The organism is Rickettsia endosymbiont of Urophora cardui (genome assembly GCF_964030725.1).
GTDB lineage: Bacteria > Pseudomonadota > Alphaproteobacteria > Rickettsiales > Rickettsiaceae > Rickettsia.
On sequence record NZ_CAXIPY010000006.1, the window covers coordinates 269,777 to 289,262 of the forward strand.

The window sequence follows — 19,486 nt, forward strand, 5'->3', positions numbered from 1 at the left end:
CAAAAATTTACACAATCATTGCAAAAGACTCCAGTCTGGTACTATTGTTCTACTCTCATGCCTGTCATAAAATTCAGTGTGTTATTTTTTTGGATTGTAAAAATCTAAAATTGCTTTGCTTAATTCATGATTTAATACTGAAAAGTCTGCCGTATCAAAGCCCTTTCTTGGAATAATTATCATCGCAAGCTTTTTAAGATTAGAATTATTACAAAGAAGCCTAATAAGATGTTTTATACGTCTTTTAATTTTATTACGTACTACAGCTTTTTTATTTAGCTTTTTGCTAACTTTTATTCCTAGGAAGATATTATATTTTGATTCAAGAAAGATTTTTGGGATATTCTTTGCTATCACCAAAATAAAATATTTTTCATGAAATTTTTTACCAAGCTTATTTATAAGCTCAAATTCCTTTTGATTTTTTAAAGAGGTGATAAACAATTGAATAGGTCAGATTAGTATTTATGCGGATAGTTTTTTTCTGCCTTTAGCACGACGGTTTCTTAAAATTGCTCTTCCAGAGGCGGTAGCCATTCTAGCTCTAAAACCATGTCTTCTTTTTCTTACTAAATTACTAGGTTGAAATGTACGCTTCATAATATTTATACCAAACGAAAATTAATTACTTTATAATGAAATAAATGTCATTGCGAGGAAAATTACAAGGTAATTTGACGAAGCAATCCAGTATTGTATATGGATTGCCACAGCAGCGAAAAGTGGCTTCGCAACGACGTTGTCTATATTAAATATGTGCCTTTGCTTGTTCTACGATACTTGCAAATCCTTCATTGTTATTTACAGCAAGTTCTGCAAGGACTTTACGATCTATGTCGATTTGAGCTTTTTTAAGAGCCCCCATAAATTGAGAATATACTAAACCATGCTCTCTTACCGCTGCATTTATTCTTTGAATCCACAGACCTCTGAAATCACGCTTACGATTTCTACGATCTCTGTAAGCATATTGTAGTCCTTTTTCTACGTTCTCAATAGCCACTCTAAAGCAAGTACTAGCTCTACCTCTATAACCTTTTGCAAGTTTGAGGATTTTTTTATGTCGATTTTTGGAAATTTTTCCTGATTTTGCACGTGTCATTTTTTAGCTCCTTAAATGATGCTCCTCGCAGCAGAGCTACGAGGTATCTAAAAAAGTTTTAGTTGTTTCTTATGATATCACGAAGCAGAGCTTCGGGGAATTAAACCCTGAGAGATTAATTTGTACCATATGGAAGAAAATATTTCTTGATGTTATATCCATCTTGATCACAAAGTATCGTAGTTCCACGTAAGTTACGAATTTGAGCTTTAGTACGACGACGCATAAAATGTTTTTTACCTGCTTGAGATGCAACCACTTTACCACTAGCAGTAAGTTTAAAGCGCTTTTTTACAGCAGATTTTGTCTTTAATTTAGGCATGATTTTCCTTTAATTGGTATTTACAAGATTCGTCGGTAATTATTTAGGCATACCAAAGCCACGCTACCGATTAGAAGCTACATAATAGTTTTTTTTACGATTTATTGCAAGACGTTTTTTATAATATATAGCTAACACGGAAATGTTTCTACCACAGATTAGGAAAAACTTAGGCATTGATCAATAATTTTACGTAAACAGTTTTTAAAGTTAGTCCAGCAATGTTTAATAGGATTTAGATCTGGTGAATATGTGAGTAAATACAAAAACTATGGTAAAAACCTTTCCGCGTTAGCTATATGTTATAATTGCTAAGATTAACACTTATTATTAACCCACCAATTAAATACCTGACTTAAGAGGCATATTTAACATTATCAGCTTGGAATAATGGTTGTATATGTTTAGGATTATTCTGTAAGCAACGTAAATAAGATTTAAGATTGTGTTTTAACTCATCTTTTGTAAACCTGAATTCTGGATTAATCTAGGTTTGGAAGTAAGTATTTACAAAGGATAGAAGATACTCTATATAATTTTTAGCAAAAAAAACAAGAGTATCCCCATGAAGAAAGATATTACTGCATTATTTTGTTTTGTCGATGATTTTTGTAAAATTAGCGAGCAGTGGATTAATCTCTCAGGGTTTAATTCCCCGAAGCTCTGCTTCGTGATATACTACTTGAATGGAAGAAAGCAGTTATATACATAAGAGTCATAATGTCACAGTACTAATATATCATTTAGTAACGCCGGCAAAGTATAGAAGAGTAATATTCAATCAAGAACTAGATGATTATTTGTGTAAAATTTGTGAGCACATAGAAGATCGTTATGAAATTAGATTTTTAGAAATAGGAGTAGATAAAGATCACGTACATTTTTTATTACAGTCAATACCAATGTATAGCCCAACAAAAATAACTCAAATCATAAAAAGTATTACTTCTAAGAAAATGTTTGAGAAATATCCAAATCTTAAAGAAAAATTATGGGGAAGTGAGTTTTGGAGTAAAGGATATTTTATGAGCACAGTAGGTAAACATGGTGATAAGCAGAAATTACGTAATTATGTACAGAATCAAGGTTCAGGCAAACCTTCTTATAAAGCATTTCAACAAAAACAGTTAAAGCTTTTTGGATAGATACCTCGTAGCTCTGCTGCGAGGAGCATCATTTAAATATAGACAGGAGTTTCGCACTTAGCAAAAAGTATGTTAATCTAGAGAAAAATAGTTTTAGATAAAAATGACAAGAACAAAATGTAGCAAGGACTTATATAAATCATTTTTACAAGCAAGTAGTGTCAGATATACTAGCAAGGCATTATCTGAAGTGAGTCCAGTAGATCTATCTCACGATAGTGCAAGTCGATGGTTAAAGAGTAAGGATTTTCGTCCTAGCGAAATCTATAAGGAAGTGTCAAAATATATAGATTGGGAAGCACCGTGTTTATTAGTGGGGGATGACACCTTATTATCAAAGCAATACAGTCAGAAGATTGAGCTTGTACGTTATCAATATTCTGGAGCTGTACATGATGTTATACCTGGTATAGGAATGGTAAACTTACTACATTACAATACTAAAATTGCTCAATCTACTCCCGTAGATTATAGAATATATGATAAAGACACTGATGGTAAAACAAAGAATGAGCATTTTTGTGATATGCTTACTTTAGCTAAAGAAAGAGGTCTCAATCCTGATGCCATAGTCATGGATGCTTGGTATAGCGGGTTGGAGAATTTAAAACATATACGTAATTTAGGCTGGCTATGGGTTACCACCCTAAGGAAAAATAGAAAAGTTAATCATAATGTTAGCTTGGAAAGTTTAGAGATACCCGATGAGGGGCTAAAAATTCACCTACGTGGATACGGTTGGGTTACGGTATTTAAGTTTGTGGCAAAGAATGGTCGCATTGATTACATAACAACGAACTTGGAAAATCCCACACGTGAGCAAATAGAGAAAATTGTTAAGGCACGTTGGTCTATAGAGGTTTATCATCGAGAATTAAAACAAACTTGTGGTATTGAACGCTGTCAGGCACGCACGGGCCGAGCTCAAAGAAATCATATTTGCCTTGCAGTATTTGCCTGGCTTGATATGAATAAAAGGAGGATAAATGAAAACATTACTTTATATCAACAAACTTGGGAAGTTATAAAAACATCAATTCAAAACAATATCAGATGGCTTTTAACTGATTCGCAACTTTGCTAAGTGCGAAACTCCTGATAGATATATCATGGCTCATTTAACGATAGATGAAAGATTTAAAATATACGAAATGAATAAGAGTGGTTATAGCTCGCGATATATAGGGACAAAGATTGGCCGTGATAAAAGCACTATATGTTATGAACTCAAGAGAATGAGGCATAATTATAGACCAGATAGGGCTAACACACTTGCTTGCAGTTTAAGGCAAGGTAAGAGAAAAAGAAAATTAGATATTGATAATAATTTACGAGCAGAAATAATAAAGCAGTTAACACAGGGTATTTCACCAGATATAATTTCAGGTAGACGTAAACTATCACGAGATACTGTCAATATTTCTACAGAGAGTATATACCAGTTTATTTATACATCTCCTATAGCACAAAGGCAAAAATTATATTTATCTTTAGCAAGAAAAAGGAAAAATAGGTTGCATCATGGTACAAGAATCAGAAACAAAAGAATTACAATACCAAATCGAGTTTCCATTACTGAAAGACCAGAGATAAATAGAAAGATAGCAGCAATAGGTCATTTAGAAGGTGATTTAACTTTTAACAAAGGTAATCAAAGTCGTAATATAGGCGCTCTTGTGGATATCAGAACACAAAAAGTGTTTCTCACTTTAAACCGTTCAAAAAGAACACAAGATGTGATTGGTAACATGAATAAAAAACTTAAACAATTGTCGCATATAATCAAAAGCATAACGTTAGATAATGGCAAAGAATTTACCAATCATGAACAACTATTGCCAAAATCTGAACGAAAAGTATATTTTTGCAATCCTTATTCTCCATGGCAAAAACCATTGATAGAGAAGATTAACTCAATGGTGCACAGAGTATACTCTAAATCTTTAGATATAAAAAAATTAACAATAAAGCAATTACAAGAAATTGAGGATTTTTTAAATAATTTACCAAGAAAAGTGCTCGGTTATAAAACACCCAATGAGGTATGGGAAGAAAATATAAATCTGGCTTAATTAATACTGGAATTTACCAAATACCCTTGGTTAATTCCTTAATTAGTCCATTCTGACTTAGTACTGTTTTTAAATCTACTCCGCCTTCTATAGCTAACGCGCAAAGGTTTTTACCATAGTTTTTGTATTTACTCACATATTCACCAGATCTAAATCCTATTAAACATTGCTGGACTAACTTTAAAAACTGTTTACATAAAATTATTGATCAATGCCTAAGTGTTTCCTAATCTGTGGTAGAAACATTTCCGTGTTAGCTATATCAGCAAATCTATTGCTTCATTTATTTTTTTATTCTTCTCTATAGGCTCAACAAAAATTTACACAATCATTGCAAAGGACGCAGGCATAGATCTCCCGTTAATTTCTTGGTGCATATTCTAGCTTGTGTTACTTCTTATGCTATCACTAAATCTCGTATAAAACTTGATGCTTTAGCTCCAGAACAACTTCTCTTATCCTAAATTGGCGTTAAAAACCTGTTAATAACATCATTGCTACATTTCTTTGCATGTTCAGCGTAGTAGGTTAAGCTATAATTCTTTTGGCTAACTGTTAAAAATTGACAATAATCTGTCCTGTTAATGGCTATTGCTTGCAATGTTATCCTCTCTGACATGGTGAATCATTTTTACAATAATTTATCACTTTTTTACTCATAGCGTAAGTTTTGTAATAAAGTTACTTCCCATACTTGTGCTTTTATGCAATACTTCATATTGGTATAGCTTATTTCACTAAGGTCCTTACATGGTGGTAGTGTTTAATATGTCATATAATAAGGCATCCCACAAATTTAGTGTCAGTATCTTAATGGATTAAGCTATAGTTCCTTTTTTTGATAACTAGAAACTACCATTTCTTCTTTCCTAACTATAATTTTTGTCAACAAAACCTAGGAGGATATAATGAAAATCAATAATATATTTGGTATTGTTAGTAGTATTTTATCAGCAACCCAGAATGTGCTAGGCGATAGTATTAATAATACATCTATTACATCACCAAGTAATAATGACATTGCAGTGAATAACACTAATTTGCTTCTTGCTAATTCCTCTCAGACATACAATCCCATGATGGTATCGAGCTTAGATAACAGTACTACAACGTTTATTAAGTCTGCGATACAGGAACACAAAAAATATCACCAAGGTATAAATATATCAAAATGGCAAGGCAAGATTAATGCAAAATTAGTACAAGATGATGATATAAAGCTTGCAATTATTAGAGCAACCGAGGGAGCAACATATCAAGATCCAAAATTTGAAGAATATTGGGGCATTTTTAGTAATACTACTGTTAAACAGGCTGCATATCATAATTTCCGTGCTTTAAGTAGCACTCCTGAGGAGCAATTGCAAAATATTAATACACAGTTACAAGCAGTAGGGTTTAATCGTCACAATGATGCATTAGCTATTTCTTTACCATCACAAGGCAATGAGAAGGCCACACCTGACCAAATGTCTGATGGCTTAAATACGTTACTCATCCTGTTAAAATCTGCGGGGTATAAGCATTTATATATTAATACCAATAATAATGAATGGACTACTCACGTTAATTCGGATAAATATGACTTTGGTGAATATAATTTATGGATATCACATTATACTCATGCGGAGTCACCTATAATTCCTAGTTCCTGGAAAAACTGGGACTGGTGGCAGTATAGTTGTTCAGAGCATATTAAAGGCATTCCATCAAATGCTGTATGTATGAATTACATTGACCATAATGACGTAACAGTTGCTACGATTGGTGATGCTGATAATGTAGGAGGAGATAATGTTTGAAATTAAGCATAAACAAGTTGCTCATATGGTATCACAAATCAGAGCAAAACAAAAAGCTACAAAAGATACTCAAGATACAGTACAAAAGATTATTCTTGGGTATCGCGAACAACATCCTGGATGAGTCGGATACAGAGTTAGTAAAGTTGTTCACAGGAAGCTTAAACGCATTGCATATTACTAGTATAGAGTAATAAATCAATATTTAAAAGATCAAGACTTAAATAATGTAGGATATCCTATAAAAACTAATAAAACTCACTTACAACTTGATATGGCTAAACACTGGGCAGAAAGTCAGGGAGAGACCTTAGTGAGTCAAATAAATGATGGTAAATTTTATCATAAATTAACTAATACTATTGCCCCTGGAGTCTTTTGCAATGATTGTGTAAATTTTTGTTGAGCCTATATTAGAAGTAATTAAAAATATAGGTAACAGAAATGCAAATAGAGAAGAATAAAAAAATAAATGAAGCAATAGATTTGCTGATAGAAGGCGGAGTAGATTTAAAAACAGTACTAAAGTCAGAATGGATTAATTAAGGAATTAACCAAGGGTATTTTAGAGCGAGCACTGCATGCTGAGATGTCAGAACATTTAGGTTATAGCAAGTATGATAGAGCTGAAACTGAGAATGCGAGGAATGGTAGTTTTAGTAAGAATCTGATTAGTGAGAATGGTACTATAGAGATAAATGTTCCAAGAGACAGACAAGGTAAATTTGAACCTATAATAGTCTCAAAGAAACAAACAAGAATAGATGGCTTAGACCAAAAGATAATATCCTTATATGCGAAGGGTATGAGTGTGTCTGATATTAAAACACAATTGCAAGAATTATATGGAGCTGAGATCAGTGAGAGCCTAATCAGCAGGATTACAGATGAAGTAATAGATGAGGTCAAGATTTGGCAGAGTAGACCTCTTGAGTCAGTATACCCTATAGTATATTTTGACTGTTTAGTAGTGAAAGTAAGACAAGCTAAACTTATTATTAATAAATCAGTATATGTAGCTTTAGGAATAGATTTATCTGGCAGAAAGGATATTTTAGGCTTATGGATAAGTGAGAATGAAGGAGCTAAATTTTGGCTTGGTAATTTTACTGAAATGAAGAATCGAGGAGTAAAAGATATCTTAATTGCTTGTAGTGATAATCTAACTGGTATGTCTGATGCTATTGCATCAGTATATCCGAAAACTGAACATCAAATTTGTATTGTCCATCAGATCAGGAATAGCCTCAAATATGTATCATATAAAGATAGAAAGCAATTAGCAGCGGGATTTGAAACTAATCTATACTTCTGCTACTGAAAAAGAAGCAGAATTAGCTCTTGAGTCATTTGATCAAAAATGGAGTAAGCAATATCCGCATATAGCTAAATCTTGGTATAATAATTGGGATAATTTGATAATTTTCTTGCAATATCCAAAGGAGATTCGTAAGATTATTTACACTACAAATGCGATAGAATCGCTGAATAGCCAATTGAGAAAAGTTACTAAGAATAAACGCATCTTTCCAAATGATGACGCAGTATTTAAAGTTTTATATCTGACAATTGATTATATTACCAAAAAATGGTCTATGCCTATCCCCAATTGGAATGAAGCTATGGCTCATTTTATGATCAAATTTGATGGTAGAATTTAATGGTTCACGAAATTTACACAATTGATGAGACAGAGCCTGCCCCTGGTGAGCTCCCAACTTTACGTTCTCCAAGTGAACAAACATATTGGGGTAATGAGAATCCTTCTGTTAGTTCAGTATTGCTTGCGAGTATTGCTGCCACTTGTAATAAAAAGCAAGATAGTATGGTTGGTGCTGCTACATCAGTCTCGTTTCGTAATTCTAGTTATCACTTGCCGGATGATTTGATCCCATCCTCTTATCCTTTTGCTTCTAAACAGAACATGATGCTGTTTGGAGAGTATCAATATGGTGCACAACGTGATTTTAAAAAGCAATTATTATTTGGTGCTGAAGATTGTTCGACAGCTGTAGGGAAAGCAACATACCTTACTATACCGTACAAGTGCAAAGTATAAGTACTGCCACCATCAAGGCGGCATATTCTAATCCAGGCAATGAATATCATTATAGTCCCGTTACTTTTTTACGAGGTGATGTCAAAGATGAACAAATGATGCTCCTCGCAGCAGAGCTACGAGGTATCTATCCAAAAAGCTTTAACTGTTTTTGTTGAAATGCTTTATACTGAAGTTTTGACAAAATCCTTTCCATAAGGAGAAATGTATTCCAATTTTTTTATACTTTTTTAGTAATAACAAAATTTATTTATTCTATTTGGGTACATAATGTGTCAAAAACTGTAGCAATTTTGTCTAATATTGCTGGTTTATACTTACTAATATTATTTGGTAATTCTAGCTTTTTATTAAATGAGGTTTTGGTAATTTGGTTACTTCCATCAAAACTTGATTTTATTGTAATTTCCCACTTACCGTGTTTATTACTTTTGCGTATTACTGGTGCAAATGGTTTGACCTGATGATTATTTCTAATATTTCTATGATCTGGTATCCCTCTGGATACAGACTTTTCTAATATTTCTTCAAGGGCAATTTGTGGCATAGATCTATAAACTTCACTTGGAGACAACATATTGCTATTGATTTTTTTATCCCATGCCCTTACTTTTCTTGCCTTAACTGAAGATTGTGCATGATACAATATGTTGTACGCTAGCATTACGAATAACATATAATCCTCATCTTTATTTGGATCATTCGTTTGAAATTTATCCATCAATAATTTTGACTTACCAAATTTAAAAAAATGCTCAATATCAAACCTTTGTCTATAGTATTCATATACTTCTTTACCACTGATTTTATCTTTTTGTTGGCCAGAAACACATAACCATAAATCTCTGTTATATTTCCTATTTCCTGATGCATCTAACACCTTAACCTGAATAAAATTCAGCGGTTTATCAGACATGATATGCTGTTTCTTACCCTTGATTAGATAATTCTTAAATAGTGAAATACTAATTGATATGTCACCATTTTTTGTAGCCTTTACTACAGTTTCTGCTGTATCTGGAATCAGTAAATTATCAGAACTACTACAAGAAATCTTAGCTCCATAAGATCTTTTACGACCTCTTGTTTTTTGCTCCTCTATATATATTTTGTAAATACTGCGATTAATTCTTTGGCGGGTTATTGTTACCGTATTTGCTTCATTGTGCAGCGGGTGAATAAAAGATAGAGCGCTATAACCTGCATCACCTACTGTTATATTTAGAGCCTTTTGTGGTATTTGCTTAACAATTTTCATTATTTGTTTGCTACCTTTGCTATACTTATTCTCATCTGATTTTACTCTATTTATAGATATTGGTACAGACCATTTAGGCTGAGCACCGATGCAAACTACACTATATTCATAACCCGCAACTGGTCGGTTATTAGCATTCTGTCTAATATATGTACGATCAATTGCTTTCTTGGAATCTTTCTTGCTACTCACTGTAGTATCTATTTGCAGTAAGTTTTTACCCTCATTAATCAGTTTACTTATTAAGTATTTTTCTATATCTTCTCGAGTCTTAAAACGTTGCTCATCTCTTATATTTAATGATTCATCACGAGCACAGTAAAAATTCTCTATAGCTCTGTATACACTTGACCAACTACGCTGAAAATATTTATTAGTTGTTAATTCAACAACAGATCTTGCTTTAACGCTATCATTAGTTACTAGTGATAGTATTAATTCTAAAACCACATCTTGATTATAGGGGAAAATTTTTTATTTCTTGCAACATTTCTTGCATAATCATACACACTAAAAACCATTTTGTATTTGAGCGTATTTATATCATACTTTATAAGTTTGGTTATCTTTTTGTCAAAACTTCAGTTTATAAGAAGGTTTGCCTGAACCTTGATTCTGTACATAATTACGTAATTTCTGCTCATCACCATGTTTACCTACTGTGCTCATAAAATATCTTTTACTCCAAAACTCACTTCCCCATAATTTTTCTTTAAGATTTGGATATTTCTCAAACATTTTCTTAGAAGTAATACTTTTTATGATTTGAGTTATTTTTGTTGGGCTATACATTGGTATTGACTGTAATAAAAAATGTACGTGATCTTTATCTACTCCTATTTCTAAAAATCTAATTTCATAACGATCTTCTATGTGCTCACAAATTTTACACAAATAATCATCTAGTTCTTGATTGAATATTACTCTTCTATACTTTGCCGGCGTTACTAAATGATATATTAGTACTGTGACATTATGACTCTTATGTATATAACTGCTTTCTTCCATTCAAGTAGTATATCACGAAGCAGAGCTTCGGGGAATTAAACCCTGAGAGATTAATCCATTCTGACTTAGTACTGTTTTTAAATCTACTCCGCCTTCTATCAGCAAATCTATTGCTTCATTTATTTTTTTATTCTTCTCTATTTGCATTTCTGTTACCTATATTTTTAATTACTTCTAATATAGGCTCAACAAAAATTTACACAATCATTGCAAAAGACTCCCAAATGGACGCAGTATTTAAGGTTTTATATCTGACAATTGATTATATTACCAAAAAATGGTCTATGCCTATCCCCAATTGGAATGAAGCTATGGCTCATTTTATGATCAAATTTGATGGTTCACGAAATTTACACAATTGATGAGACAGAGCCTTTCAAGTAGAGCAAATAATACTTTAAGTATTTATACATTAAACCTAAAATGTACTATATCCCCATCCTGCATTTTATATTCTTTACCCTCTAGTCGCATTTTTCCTACTTCTTTGGCTTTTGCTTCGCTACCGAGATTTATATAGTCTATCCGCCAAAAACACTTCAAATCCTGATCATTTGTAATGGGATAGAGTTTTGACAACAAATTGCTAAGATTTTCAATAAAAATTAATAAGTTATGTTAATTTTTACTGATACATTTCTGTGTTGGTCTAATTTTGATATGGAGCTATTGTTAACGATTTTTTATCGTTCATCTAGTTTTTGCATGATGATATTTTTGATTTATGTGGAGTTAGACACGATTTGTAAATGATTTGCAATGCATCGTAAATTCAAACCAATAGCAGAGATTATTGGATTGATAATATCTCCTATCATACCTTTCAAGAAGTTTCTACCCATCCGACCATATTGCTTTAAGTGACCTATTATTGGTTCTATGGCACTGCGTCTCTTGATCATAGACTTGTCCTCTTGTAACAACTTCTTCCGCGTTTTTGGGGTATATACCTTACTCTTCTCCTTTACATTGCTACCACTATACCCAAGATCAACAAATGATTTCTTTATCTTGATTCCAGTGACACTCTCTACTGCTTCAAAGCTCTGATGCAATGTATGACCATCATAAGGATTATTATGAAACGATTTTGCGGATAAAACAAAATTTCTACGACCACTTACTACTACCGCTACTTTATTGCCAAACTCATATGGCTTGTTGCGTTTTCCCTTTCCTATACACTCTACTTCAGGGGCATGAAAACTATATCAGGAGTTTCGCACTTAGCAAAAAGTATGTTAATCTAGAGAAAAATAGTTTTAGATAAAAATGACAAGAACAAAATGTAGCAAGGACTTATATAAATCATTTTTACAAGCAAGTAGTGTCAGATATACTAGCAAGGCATTATCTGAAGTGAGTCCAGTAGATCTATCTCACGATAGTGCAAGTCGATGGTTAAAGAGTAAGGATTTTCGTCCTAGCGAAATCTATAAGGAAGTGTCAAAATATATAGATTGGGAAGCACCGTGTTTATTAGTGGGGGATGACACCTTATTATCAAAGCAATACAGTCAGAAGATTGAGCTTGTACGTTATCAATATTCTGGAGCTGTACATGATGTTATACCTGGTATAGGAATGGTAAACTTACTACATTACAATACTAAAATTGCTCAATCTACTCCCGTAGATTATAGAATATATGATAAAGACACTGATGGTAAAACAAAGAATGAGCATTTTTGTGATATGCTTACTTTAGCTAAAGAAAGAGGTCTCAATCCTGATGCCATAGTCATGGATGCTTGGTATAGCGGGTTGGAGAATTTAAAACATATACGTAATTTAGGCTGGCTATGGGTTACCACCCTAAGGAAAAATAGAAAAGTTAATCATAATGTTAGCTTGGAAAGTTTAGAGATACCCGATGAGGGGCTAAAAATTCACCTACGTGGATACGGTTGGGTTACGGTATTTAAGTTTGTGGCAAAGAATGGTCGCATTGATTACATAACAACGAACTTGGAAAATCCCACACGTGAGCAAATAGAGAAAATTGTTAAGGCACGTTGGTCTATAGAGGTTTATCATCGAGAATTAAAACAAACTTGTGGTATTGAACGCTGTCAGGCACGCACGGGCCGAGCTCAAAGAAATCATATTTGCCTTGCAGTATTTGCCTGGCTTGATATGAATAAAAGGAGGATAAATGAAAACATTACTTTATATCAACAAACTTGGGAAGTTATAAAAACATCAATTCAAAACAATATCAGATGGCTTTTAACTGATTCGCAACTTTGCTAAGTGCGAAACTCCTGCTATATAATACTTTGTTATCTTCTTTATATTGCTTTTTAGCTTCTCTTTTTAAAACAGATTGGTTATGTATTTGTTTTATTTTTTGCAATACTTCTTGATTTTTGAGAGACAAGTTTAATTGCTTATTTTTGATCTCACGCTCACATACTCTAATCAAACGACCCAGTAATATTTTTAAATGCTTCATTATTTTCCAACGCTTCTTGGCTTTACTATGTTCTTTATATTTCCATAGCTTTACTATATCGCGTTTATAGGTTCTAGCGTATGTTTCATTCAAATGTATACCCAAACTGTTGCAAAGCTTTACTATGCTAAGCCTAGCTTTATCCATTAAATAAACATCGTGTGGGTGTTTGATATTCTTAATTTGTACAGTCGTATCAGCGATGATTAATTCCAAATCTTTTTTTTTAATTGTGTTAGTTTTTATCCCAACCCTGATCAACTCCGATAATATCTCATTATATCCAGCTTCACCTAATACACTACGAAACCGTCGTATACTAGTTTCCGAGATAGCTATGTCTTTTTCTATATATTCCCACCCGCAGAAATACTGCCAATACATATTCTCTTTTAGCTCTTCCTCTGATAATGAATCTGAAAAATTATACATTGCTTGTAGCATCGTTATGCCAAGCATCACTCTATGACATTTTCTATTTCTACCAAATTTCTTAATACAAACATCTTTTGATAACCACTCTTCGAGCCTAGACCAATTTATTAATTCTCTTAATTTATATAGCTTATTATTTGGGTTTAATTCTTCTTTTAATTTATAACCAAACAGTTTCCCTTGTTCTTGCGATTTGATAATGTTGTCTATTGGCATTGACTGAAATCCATAAGGTTTATGACCATATTTTATCATTTTCTTACGGATTGTTGTATTACTTCTTGTCTTAAAACCATATTATCTATAAGGCTTGTAGAGTTTTGGCGGACGGACTATATAATCTGCGTCACCTATTACTTCCGCTCTAATAAAACCTTTTTCAAAGTCGGTATGAATAATACCTGCAGCCCCAGGGGCAAGCGTACCATCTTTAAAAGTCCAGCTATGTGCTTCTTTAGGACCAATCGTAAAAAAGCTTTTCAGATTTAAGAGATTATACCCTTCTTTAATTACTTGACTTAATCCTGTTTCTTCGAGGTCAATACTATTTAGGAATTCTTTTTTCTCGTCCTCATCTTCAAGCAAAGCAATATCTGCTTCTATTTTTGAGGAAATAACAACACTTTTAGCTTCTTCTTTTTTTGCTTGTTCTGCTACTAATTTTGTAAACGCGTTACCACTTGCTGCATCCTTTTCAAGTACATTACACACATATAGAACAGGCTTAGAAGTAAGTAGCTGTAACTGCTTGAGATTACCAGTTCCTAAAGTTTTATTTAGCACTCTTGCAGGTTTACCATCGGCTAATACTTTATGAACCTCTATTAATAGCTCTATTTGCTCTGCTAAAGTCTTATCACCTGATTTCAAACGTTTTTCGCTTGTAGCAAGTCGCTTTTCCACCGATTCTATATCGGCAAGTATTAACTCCATCTCAATTATTTCAAGGTCATGAATCGGATCAACCTTATGATGTACGTGCGTTACATCTTCATCCTCAAAACAACGTAACACATGCAATATTGCGTCTACTTCTCTAATGTTTGATAAGAACTTATTACCAAGCCCCTCCCCTTTGCTTGCACCTTTAACAAGACCTGCAATATCGACAAATTCGATATAAGATGGAATAATTTTTTTACTTCCTACAAGTCTAGCTAGCTTTTGTAAACGCTCATCAGGTACTGAAACAACGGCACTATTTGGTTCAATCGTACAAAACGGATAATTAGCAGCTTCAGCTGCCACGCTTGCCGTTAAGGCATTAAATAACGTTGACTTACCGACATTCGGCAAACCCACAATTCCTAATTTTAATGTCATAAATCTTTCCTTAGTAAATACATAACTGAATCTTTTTCATAGCCATGTCTTGTAAATTCTAGCTTATATCCTAATTTTTCATAAAACGGTTTCGCTTGAAAGTCCATAGTCGATAAAGCAACAAAATTACAGCCACGCTCACGTGCCAATTCTTCAGCTTTTTCCATTAACATTCTTCCATATTTTTTGTTTCTATGATTTTCATCTACAAATGATGCTCCTCGCAGCAGAGCTACGAGGTATCTATCCCAAAAGCTTTAACTGTTTTTGTTGCAATGCTTTATAAGAAGGTTTGCCTGAACCTTGATTCTGTACATAATTACGTAATTTCTGCTCATCACCATGTTTACCTACTGTGCTCATAAAATATCCTTTACTCCAAAACTCACTTCCCCATAATTTTTCTTTAAGATTTGGATATTTCTCAAACATTTTCTTAGAAGTAATACTTTTTATGATTTGAGTTATTTTTGTTGGGCTATACATTGGTATTGACTGTAATAAAAAATGTACGTGATCTTTATCTACTCCTATTTCTAAAAATCTAATTTCATAACGATCTTCTATGTGCTCACAAATTTTACACAAATAATCATCTAGTTCTTGATTGAATATTACTCTTCTATACTTTGCCGGCGTTACTAAATGATATATTAACCTGAATTCTGGATTAATCTAGGTTTGGAAGTAAGTATTTACAAGGGATAGAAGATACTCTATATAATTTTTAGCAAAAAAACAAGAGTATCCCCATGAAGAAAGATATTACTGCATTATTTTGTTTTGTCGATGATTTTTGTAAAATTAGCGAGCAGTGGATTAATCTCTCAGGGTTTAATTCCCCGAAGCTCTGCTTCGTGATATCATAAGAAACAACTAAAACTTTTTTAGATACCTCGTAGCTCTGCTGCGAGGAGCATCATTTCTACCATTAATTAATAAAAACCCTACAAGAAAGCCTGAAATAAGCTATTCTGAGCTGTTAACAATAGTGCTTTTATACCATCAATCACCTTGTAAAAACTTTAAATATTTTTATATGTCCTATCTACAATTATATAAATCAGACTTTGTAACTCTTCCATCATATACTCGTTTTATAGCTCTAAAACTAAGAGTTCTGAGTTATTTAGTTTTATTACTTGAATGGTATATGCAGGCAGCTCAATCTACGGGAGTTTCTTATATTGACGCCACATCTTTAGAGGTTTGTCATCGAAAAAGAATCTCTCGTAATAAAGTCTTTGCCGGTATTGCTGCTTTGGGTAAAACAACAAAAAGTTGGTTTTTTGGTCTAAAATTACATTTGGTTATTAACGAAAAAGGTGAGATTCAAGATCTAAAACTAACGCCTGGTAATGTAGATGATAGAGCGCCGGTTTCGATAATCACCAAACATATCACGGGATTATTGTTTGGCGATAAGGGTTATATCAAACAGGCGCTCTTTGATGATCTATACAGCAAAGGAATCAAGTTAGTAACTGGCATAAAGAAGAAAATGAAGAATAAACTTATGCCATTATTTGAAAAAATATTATTACGCAAACGCTCAATTATCGAAACAGTATTTAGTGTGCTGAAGGGTGCTTTCGAGATCGAACATACAAGACATAGATCAATTTGGAATGCCTTTGTACATATCTTATCCGCCCTAATTGCATACTGTATGAAACCTAACAAACCTGCTATATCTCAAAATTAGCTAATCCAGAATTCAGGTTTAAAAGGCATTAGCTCAAGAATTTTATTGCAAGAATTTACTCATTTACGAAAACAATTTTGGGGCAATCATTTGTGGGCTAGGGGCTATATGGCAGTCAGTTCAGGTAATATAACTGATGAAATGATACAGCACTATATTGATGAACAGGAAGGTGAACCTGTGAATGATGATCGATTTCTAATCGATTCCACTTTATAACCCCTCAGCTTATAGCTGAGGGTTGTTTAGTTCCTTTACCAACGGTGACTTATGAATACTCGCATTATCCATTATTACACATTGTCCAGGTTTTAGTGATGGGCATAATAGCTCACCTACCCACTGATTAAATAATTGCTTATCAATATAACCGGGATGCTCTAACGGAGCAATTAATTCTTTGGTGGAGTCTTGTGCAATGATTGTGTAAATTTTTGTTGAGCCTATATAGCTAACGCGGAAAGGTTTTTACCATAGTTTTTGTATTTACTCACATATTCACCAGATCTAAATCCTATTAAACATTGCTGGACTAACTTTAAAAACTGTTTACGTAAAATTATTGATCAATGCCTAAGTTTTTCCTAATCTGTGGTAGAAACATTTCCGTGTTAGCTATATTAGAAGTAATTAAAAATATAGGTAACAGAAATGCAAATAGAGAAGAATAAAAAAATAAATGAAGCAATAGATTTGCTGATAGAAGGCGGAGTAGATTTAAAAACAGTACTAAGTCAGAATGGATTAATTAAGGAAATGATGCTCCTCGCAGCAGAGCTACGAGGTATCTAAAAAAGTTTTAGTTGTTTCTTATGATATCACGAAGCAGAGCTTCGGGGAATTAAACCCTGAGAGATTAATAAATCAGTATATGTAGCTTTAGGAATAGATTTATCTGGCAGAAAGGATATCAGGAGTTTCGCACTTAGCAAAAAGTATGTTAATCTAGAGAAAAATAGTTTTAGATAAAAATGACAAGAACACAATGTAGCAAGGACTTATATAAATCATTTTTACAAGCAAGTAGTGTCAGATATACTAGCAAGGCATTATCTGAAGTGAGTCCAGTAGATCTATCTCACGATAGTGCAAGTCGATGGTTAAAGAGTAAGGATTTTCGTCCTAGCGAAATCTATAAGGAAGTGTCAAAATATATACAGGAGTTTCGCACTTAGCAAAATTGTGTATTAGTTAGAAGCCATTTAATGTTGTTCTGAATTGATGTTTTTATAACTTCCCAAGTTTGTTGATATAAAGTAATGTTTTCATTTATCCTCCTTTTGTTCATATCAAGCCAGGCCAATACAGCAAGGCTTTGTTGCATAAATAAGCTTTTGAATATACTGCCCCTAACCCCGCAATGCTAGCCTAGCCAACAGGCACAGAGATAGGTTTACCAATTTCAAACATTTTGTTTAATAAGTGGCATTTAATAGACATTTCTTTTGTCATATTTTGATCATGTCTTGATAGAAACTTACTACCAAAAGAAGTTTTAAATCGAAAGAACGTGTTCTCTACACGCTCCCTTCTACCATAATTATTCTTTACCCTCCATGCTTGGTATCCTTTGTTTTGTTGATATATAACAGCTGCATCTCTCTCAGTTTTATCCCTAAGCGATTGAACTTTTACTGAAGAGTTTGGGGGTCTAATAACTGGTTTTATCTTCTTCTTTCTCAACAATTGATATGTAGATTCACCGTCATACCCTCGATCTCCCAGAAAATCCTTGGCTCTGACATTAGCTATTAGTAGTCCAATCTGTGATCTATCATCTATAGTATGCTCTGTGGTACTATCGGCAAGTATCATACCTTGATCTTCTATAACGATATGTAGCTTTTTCCATATGCGACGCTTATATTGCTTACCATGCTTATTTTCTAGCCATTCGTTCCCTGTGTAGGCTTGTATCCCTGTACTATCCATTGAAATACAACTAAATTCTTTATCTTGATTTCCATGTAAATACCTAAGATCTAATGACTTCATACGCTTACTTAATGTTGTATAGTCTGGACATCTAATAGATAAACCCGATATTTCAAAGAGCCAGTTTATAAAGCCTTGGGTTTGGCGTAACTTAAGACCGAATAAGCATCTGATCTTCAAACACTGTAATATAGCGTGATCACTATAGCGTCTAGGTCTTCCTCGTTTCATTTCCTCTCTGTAATCAGCATACCAGCCAATCGCCAAATCACTGGCAATCATAAAATCTATGCGACCCCTATTGCGTAAAAAATTATTATATTCTGACCAATTCGTTATTTTATATTTAGAATACTTGCGTGATTTACTAAAAGGGGCTTTCTTCCGAGATCTCATATAATCTGGATTATTTTTAATTCAGGACATCTTACCAGATTATCACCACTCTTGCTCTACAAATCTTATTTATGCAACAAAGCCATAGCTAATGTCAGAGCCAAGGATTTTCTGGGAGATCGAGGGTATGACGGTGAATCTACACATCAATTGTTGAGAAAGAAGAAGATAAAACCAGTTATTAGACCCCCAAACTCTTCAGTAAAAGTTCAATCGCTTAGGGATAAAACTGAGAGAGATGCAGCTGTTATATATCAACAAAACAAAGGATACCAAGCATGGAGGGTAAAGAATAATTATGGTAGAAGGGAGCGTGTAGAGAACACGTTCTTTCGATTTAAAACTTCTTTTGGTAGTAAGTTTCTATCAAGACATGATCAAAATATGACAAAAGAAATGTCTATTAAATGCCACTTATTAAACAAAATGTTTGAAATTGGTAAACCTATCTCTGTGCCTGTTGGCTAGG

At 33.3% G+C, this 19,486-nt stretch carries 23 protein-coding genes and 9 pseudogenes; 14 read left to right on the forward strand and 18 right to left on the reverse strand.

Going from position 1 to position 19,486, the window contains the following annotated elements; translation table 11 throughout:
• Nucleotides 1-81: 81 nt before the first annotated feature.
• The 4 genes from rnpA to rpmI all read right to left on the reverse strand — a co-directional run bounded on the left by rnpA (nucleotide 82) and on the right by rpmI (nucleotide 1,424).
• A complete protein-coding gene (gene rnpA, locus AAHI98_RS09065) occupies nucleotides 82-444 on the reverse strand; it encodes a ribonuclease P protein component (protein WP_342225697.1) in 363 nt (120 codons plus the stop codon).
• 21 nt (nucleotides 445-465) lie between these two features.
• A complete protein-coding gene (gene rpmH, locus AAHI98_RS09070) occupies nucleotides 466-600 on the reverse strand; it encodes a 50S ribosomal protein L34 (RefSeq protein WP_011477532.1) in 135 nt (44 codons plus the stop codon).
• 148 nt (nucleotides 601-748) lie between these two features.
• Complete coding sequence (gene rplT / locus AAHI98_RS09075; RefSeq protein ID WP_342225698.1) at nucleotides 749-1,102, reverse strand: 50S ribosomal protein L20; 354 nt, start codon at nucleotides 1,100-1,102, stop codon at nucleotides 749-751.
• A gap of 115 nt (nucleotides 1,103-1,217) precedes the next feature.
• Nucleotides 1,218-1,424 carry a 50S ribosomal protein L35 gene (gene rpmI / locus AAHI98_RS09080; protein WP_011477530.1) on the reverse strand — a complete coding sequence of 69 codons (207 nt, stop codon included), beginning with the start codon at nucleotides 1,422-1,424 and terminating at the stop codon, nucleotides 1,218-1,220.
• A gap of 686 nt (nucleotides 1,425-2,110) precedes the next feature.
• Between rpmI and tnpA (AAHI98_RS09085) the strand changes: the two genes are divergently transcribed.
• From tnpA (AAHI98_RS09085) to AAHI98_RS09095, 3 genes are all read left to right on the forward strand, one after another.
• Nucleotides 2,111-2,569: an IS200/IS605 family transposase gene (tnpA, locus tag AAHI98_RS09085; RefSeq protein WP_342225699.1), complete on the forward strand. Its 459-nt coding sequence runs from the start codon at nucleotides 2,111-2,113 to the stop codon at nucleotides 2,567-2,569.
• A gap of 103 nt (nucleotides 2,570-2,672) precedes the next feature.
• On the forward strand, nucleotides 2,673-3,653 hold the full coding sequence (locus AAHI98_RS09090; protein ID WP_342224659.1) for an IS701 family transposase: 981 nt from the start codon (nucleotides 2,673-2,675) through the stop codon (nucleotides 3,651-3,653).
• Nucleotides 3,654-3,678: 25 nt separating this feature from the next.
• Nucleotides 3,679-4,641: an IS30 family transposase gene (locus AAHI98_RS09095; RefSeq protein ID WP_342224646.1), complete on the forward strand. Its 963-nt coding sequence runs from the start codon at nucleotides 3,679-3,681 to the stop codon at nucleotides 4,639-4,641.
• A gap of 13 nt (nucleotides 4,642-4,654) precedes the next feature.
• Here AAHI98_RS09095 and AAHI98_RS09100 read toward each other — a convergent pair whose 3' ends face one another.
• Nucleotides 4,655-4,777, reverse strand: a complete 123-nt coding sequence (locus AAHI98_RS09100; RefSeq protein ID WP_342225700.1) for a hypothetical protein — start codon at nucleotides 4,775-4,777, stop codon at nucleotides 4,655-4,657.
• 336 nt (nucleotides 4,778-5,113) lie between these two features.
• Nucleotides 5,114-5,242, reverse strand: a pseudogene (locus AAHI98_RS18645) (IS701 family transposase); the annotation flags it as partial.
• Between the two features lie 307 nt (nucleotides 5,243-5,549).
• Between AAHI98_RS18645 and AAHI98_RS09105 the strand changes: the two are divergent.
• The 4 genes and pseudogenes from AAHI98_RS09105 (at nucleotide 5,550) to AAHI98_RS09120 (ending at nucleotide 8,502) form a co-directional block, all read left to right on the forward strand.
• Nucleotides 5,550-6,443, forward strand: a complete 894-nt coding sequence (locus tag AAHI98_RS09105; protein ID WP_342225701.1) for a glycoside hydrolase family 25 protein — start codon at nucleotides 5,550-5,552, stop codon at nucleotides 6,441-6,443.
• Nucleotides 6,436-6,567 carry a hypothetical protein gene (locus tag AAHI98_RS09110; protein WP_342225702.1) on the forward strand — a complete coding sequence of 44 codons (132 nt, stop codon included), beginning with the start codon at nucleotides 6,436-6,438 and terminating at the stop codon, nucleotides 6,565-6,567. The genes AAHI98_RS09105 and AAHI98_RS09110 overlap by 8 nt, the downstream gene beginning before the upstream one ends.
• A 320-nt stretch (nucleotides 6,568-6,887) precedes the next feature.
• Nucleotides 6,888-8,104 (forward strand): annotated as a pseudogene (locus AAHI98_RS18650) (IS256 family transposase).
• Nucleotides 8,104-8,502 (forward strand): hypothetical protein, encoded by a 399-nt coding sequence (locus AAHI98_RS09120; protein ID WP_342225703.1) that lies wholly within the window; start codon nucleotides 8,104-8,106, stop codon nucleotides 8,500-8,502. The pseudogene AAHI98_RS18650 and the gene AAHI98_RS09120 overlap by 1 nt, the downstream one beginning before the upstream one ends.
• A gap of 250 nt (nucleotides 8,503-8,752) precedes the next feature.
• Here AAHI98_RS09120 and AAHI98_RS09125 read toward each other — a convergent pair whose 3' ends face one another.
• The 3 genes from AAHI98_RS09125 to AAHI98_RS09135 form a co-directional block, all read right to left on the reverse strand.
• Nucleotides 8,753-10,210, reverse strand: a complete 1,458-nt coding sequence (locus AAHI98_RS09125; protein ID WP_342225704.1) for a transposase — start codon at nucleotides 10,208-10,210, stop codon at nucleotides 8,753-8,755.
• 123 nt (nucleotides 10,211-10,333) lie between these two features.
• On the reverse strand, nucleotides 10,334-10,768 hold the full coding sequence (tnpA, locus tag AAHI98_RS09130; protein WP_342225705.1) for an IS200/IS605 family transposase: 435 nt from the start codon (nucleotides 10,766-10,768) through the stop codon (nucleotides 10,334-10,336).
• A gap of 12 nt (nucleotides 10,769-10,780) precedes the next feature.
• Complete coding sequence (locus AAHI98_RS09135) at nucleotides 10,781-10,915, reverse strand: hypothetical protein (protein WP_342224770.1); 135 nt, start codon at nucleotides 10,913-10,915, stop codon at nucleotides 10,781-10,783.
• A gap of 80 nt (nucleotides 10,916-10,995) precedes the next feature.
• Here AAHI98_RS09135 and AAHI98_RS09140 point away from each other — a divergent pair.
• A pseudogene (locus AAHI98_RS09140) lies at nucleotides 10,996-11,130 on the forward strand (IS256 family transposase); the annotation flags it as partial.
• 43 nt (nucleotides 11,131-11,173) lie between these two features.
• On the opposite strand, the pseudogene AAHI98_RS09145 reads toward AAHI98_RS09140, so the two are convergent.
• Both AAHI98_RS09145 and AAHI98_RS09150 read right to left on the reverse strand, forming a co-directional pair.
• A pseudogene (locus AAHI98_RS09145) lies at nucleotides 11,174-11,290 on the reverse strand (DUF933 domain-containing protein); the annotation flags it as partial.
• A gap of 200 nt (nucleotides 11,291-11,490) precedes the next feature.
• Nucleotides 11,491-11,949, reverse strand: coding sequence for a transposase (locus tag AAHI98_RS09150; RefSeq protein WP_342224960.1), 459 nt, complete (start codon nucleotides 11,947-11,949; stop codon nucleotides 11,491-11,493).
• Nucleotides 11,950-12,040: 91 nt separating this feature from the next.
• Between AAHI98_RS09150 and AAHI98_RS09155 the strand changes: the two genes are divergently transcribed.
• Nucleotides 12,041-13,021 carry an IS701 family transposase gene (locus AAHI98_RS09155; protein WP_342224659.1) on the forward strand — a complete coding sequence of 327 codons (981 nt, stop codon included), beginning with the start codon at nucleotides 12,041-12,043 and terminating at the stop codon, nucleotides 13,019-13,021.
• Here AAHI98_RS09155 and AAHI98_RS09160 read toward each other — a convergent pair.
• The 4 genes and pseudogenes from AAHI98_RS09160 to tnpA (AAHI98_RS09175) form a co-directional block, all read right to left on the reverse strand.
• A complete protein-coding gene (locus AAHI98_RS09160; protein ID WP_342225707.1) occupies nucleotides 12,987-13,913 on the reverse strand; it encodes a transposase in 927 nt (308 codons plus the stop codon). The genes AAHI98_RS09155 and AAHI98_RS09160 overlap by 35 nt on opposite strands.
• A 78-nt stretch (nucleotides 13,914-13,991) precedes the next feature.
• Nucleotides 13,992-14,981, reverse strand: a pseudogene (gene ychF, locus AAHI98_RS09165) (redox-regulated ATPase YchF); the annotation flags it as partial.
• Entirely contained in the window at nucleotides 14,978-15,211 is a 234-nt protein-coding gene (locus tag AAHI98_RS09170) for a GNAT family N-acetyltransferase (protein WP_342226155.1), read from the reverse strand. The pseudogene ychF and the gene AAHI98_RS09170, both read right to left, overlap by 4 nt.
• Nucleotides 15,212-15,224: 13 nt before the next feature.
• Nucleotides 15,225-15,656, reverse strand: coding sequence for an IS200/IS605 family transposase (gene tnpA, locus AAHI98_RS09175; RefSeq protein ID WP_342226156.1), 432 nt, complete (start codon nucleotides 15,654-15,656; stop codon nucleotides 15,225-15,227).
• Between the two features lie 77 nt (nucleotides 15,657-15,733).
• Here tnpA (AAHI98_RS09175) and AAHI98_RS09180 point away from each other — a divergent pair.
• Both AAHI98_RS09180 and AAHI98_RS09185 read left to right on the forward strand, forming a co-directional pair.
• Nucleotides 15,734-16,686, forward strand: a pseudogene (locus AAHI98_RS09180) (IS982 family transposase).
• Nucleotides 16,687-16,704: 18 nt separating this feature from the next.
• Nucleotides 16,705-16,905 (forward strand): annotated as a pseudogene (locus AAHI98_RS09185) (transposase); the annotation flags it as partial.
• 9 nt (nucleotides 16,906-16,914) lie between these two features.
• On the opposite strand, the gene AAHI98_RS18165 reads toward AAHI98_RS09185, so the two are convergent.
• Nucleotides 16,915-17,133 (reverse strand): transposase, encoded by a 219-nt coding sequence (locus tag AAHI98_RS18165; RefSeq protein WP_410526243.1) that lies wholly within the window; start codon nucleotides 17,131-17,133, stop codon nucleotides 16,915-16,917.
• A gap of 204 nt (nucleotides 17,134-17,337) precedes the next feature.
• Between AAHI98_RS18165 and AAHI98_RS09190 the strand changes: the two genes are divergently transcribed.
• Nucleotides 17,338-17,478: a hypothetical protein gene (locus tag AAHI98_RS09190; protein ID WP_342225272.1), complete on the forward strand. Its 141-nt coding sequence runs from the start codon at nucleotides 17,338-17,340 to the stop codon at nucleotides 17,476-17,478.
• Nucleotides 17,479-17,657: 179 nt separating this feature from the next.
• Nucleotides 17,658-17,843: pseudogene (locus AAHI98_RS09195) on the forward strand (IS701 family transposase); the annotation flags it as partial.
• 14 nt (nucleotides 17,844-17,857) lie between these two features.
• Here AAHI98_RS09195 and AAHI98_RS09200 read toward each other — a convergent pair.
• Together AAHI98_RS09200 and AAHI98_RS09205 are read right to left on the reverse strand one after the other, a co-directional pair.
• A pseudogene (locus tag AAHI98_RS09200) lies at nucleotides 17,858-17,998 on the reverse strand (IS701 family transposase); the annotation flags it as partial.
• 56 nt (nucleotides 17,999-18,054) lie between these two features.
• Nucleotides 18,055-19,017: an IS5 family transposase gene (locus AAHI98_RS09205; RefSeq protein WP_342224734.1), complete on the reverse strand. Its 963-nt coding sequence runs from the start codon at nucleotides 19,015-19,017 to the stop codon at nucleotides 18,055-18,057.
• 51 nt (nucleotides 19,018-19,068) lie between these two features.
• Here AAHI98_RS09205 and AAHI98_RS09210 point away from each other — a divergent pair, with 51 nt between their 5' ends.
• Nucleotides 19,069-19,485 carry a transposase gene (locus tag AAHI98_RS09210; protein WP_342225201.1) on the forward strand — a complete coding sequence of 139 codons (417 nt, stop codon included), beginning with the start codon at nucleotides 19,069-19,071 and terminating at the stop codon, nucleotides 19,483-19,485.
• The last annotated feature ends 1 nt before the right edge of the window (nucleotide 19,486 follow it).

Excerpts from the sequence above, each read along its gene's own strand:
- rpmH (WP_011477532.1), bottom strand. The coding sequence starts at position 600 with ATGAAGCGTACATTTCAACCTAGTAATTTAGTAAGAAAAAGAAGACAT.
- rplT (WP_342225698.1), bottom strand. The coding sequence starts at position 1,102 with ATGACACGTGCAAAATCAGGAAAAATTTCCAAAAATCGACATAAAAAA.
- rpmI (WP_011477530.1), bottom strand. The coding sequence starts at position 1,424 with ATGCCTAAATTAAAGACAAAATCTGCTGTAAAAAAGCGCTTTAAACTT.
- tnpA (WP_342225699.1), top strand. The coding sequence starts at position 2,111 with ATGGAAGAAAGCAGTTATATACATAAGAGTCATAATGTCACAGTACTA.
- AAHI98_RS09090 (WP_342224659.1), top strand. The coding sequence starts at position 2,673 with ATGACAAGAACAAAATGTAGCAAGGACTTATATAAATCATTTTTACAA.
- AAHI98_RS09095 (WP_342224646.1), top strand. The coding sequence starts at position 3,679 with ATGGCTCATTTAACGATAGATGAAAGATTTAAAATATACGAAATGAAT.
- AAHI98_RS09105 (WP_342225701.1), top strand. The coding sequence starts at position 5,550 with ATGAAAATCAATAATATATTTGGTATTGTTAGTAGTATTTTATCAGCA.
- AAHI98_RS09110 (WP_342225702.1), top strand. The coding sequence starts at position 6,436 with ATGTTTGAAATTAAGCATAAACAAGTTGCTCATATGGTATCACAAATC.
- AAHI98_RS09120 (WP_342225703.1), top strand. The coding sequence starts at position 8,104 with ATGGTTCACGAAATTTACACAATTGATGAGACAGAGCCTGCCCCTGGT.
- tnpA (WP_342225705.1), bottom strand. The coding sequence starts at position 10,768 with ATGGAAGAAAGCAGTTATATACATAAGAGTCATAATGTCACAGTACTA.
- AAHI98_RS09135 (WP_342224770.1), bottom strand. The coding sequence starts at position 10,915 with ATGCAAATAGAGAAGAATAAAAAAATAAATGAAGCAATAGATTTGCTG.
- AAHI98_RS09155 (WP_342224659.1), top strand. The coding sequence starts at position 12,041 with ATGACAAGAACAAAATGTAGCAAGGACTTATATAAATCATTTTTACAA.
- AAHI98_RS09160 (WP_342225707.1), bottom strand. The coding sequence starts at position 13,913 with ATGATAAAATATGGTCATAAACCTTATGGATTTCAGTCAATGCCAATA.
- AAHI98_RS09190 (WP_342225272.1), top strand. The coding sequence starts at position 17,338 with ATGCAAATAGAGAAGAATAAAAAAATAAATGAAGCAATAGATTTGCTG.
- AAHI98_RS09205 (WP_342224734.1), bottom strand. The coding sequence starts at position 19,017 with ATGAGATCTCGGAAGAAAGCCCCTTTTAGTAAATCACGCAAGTATTCT.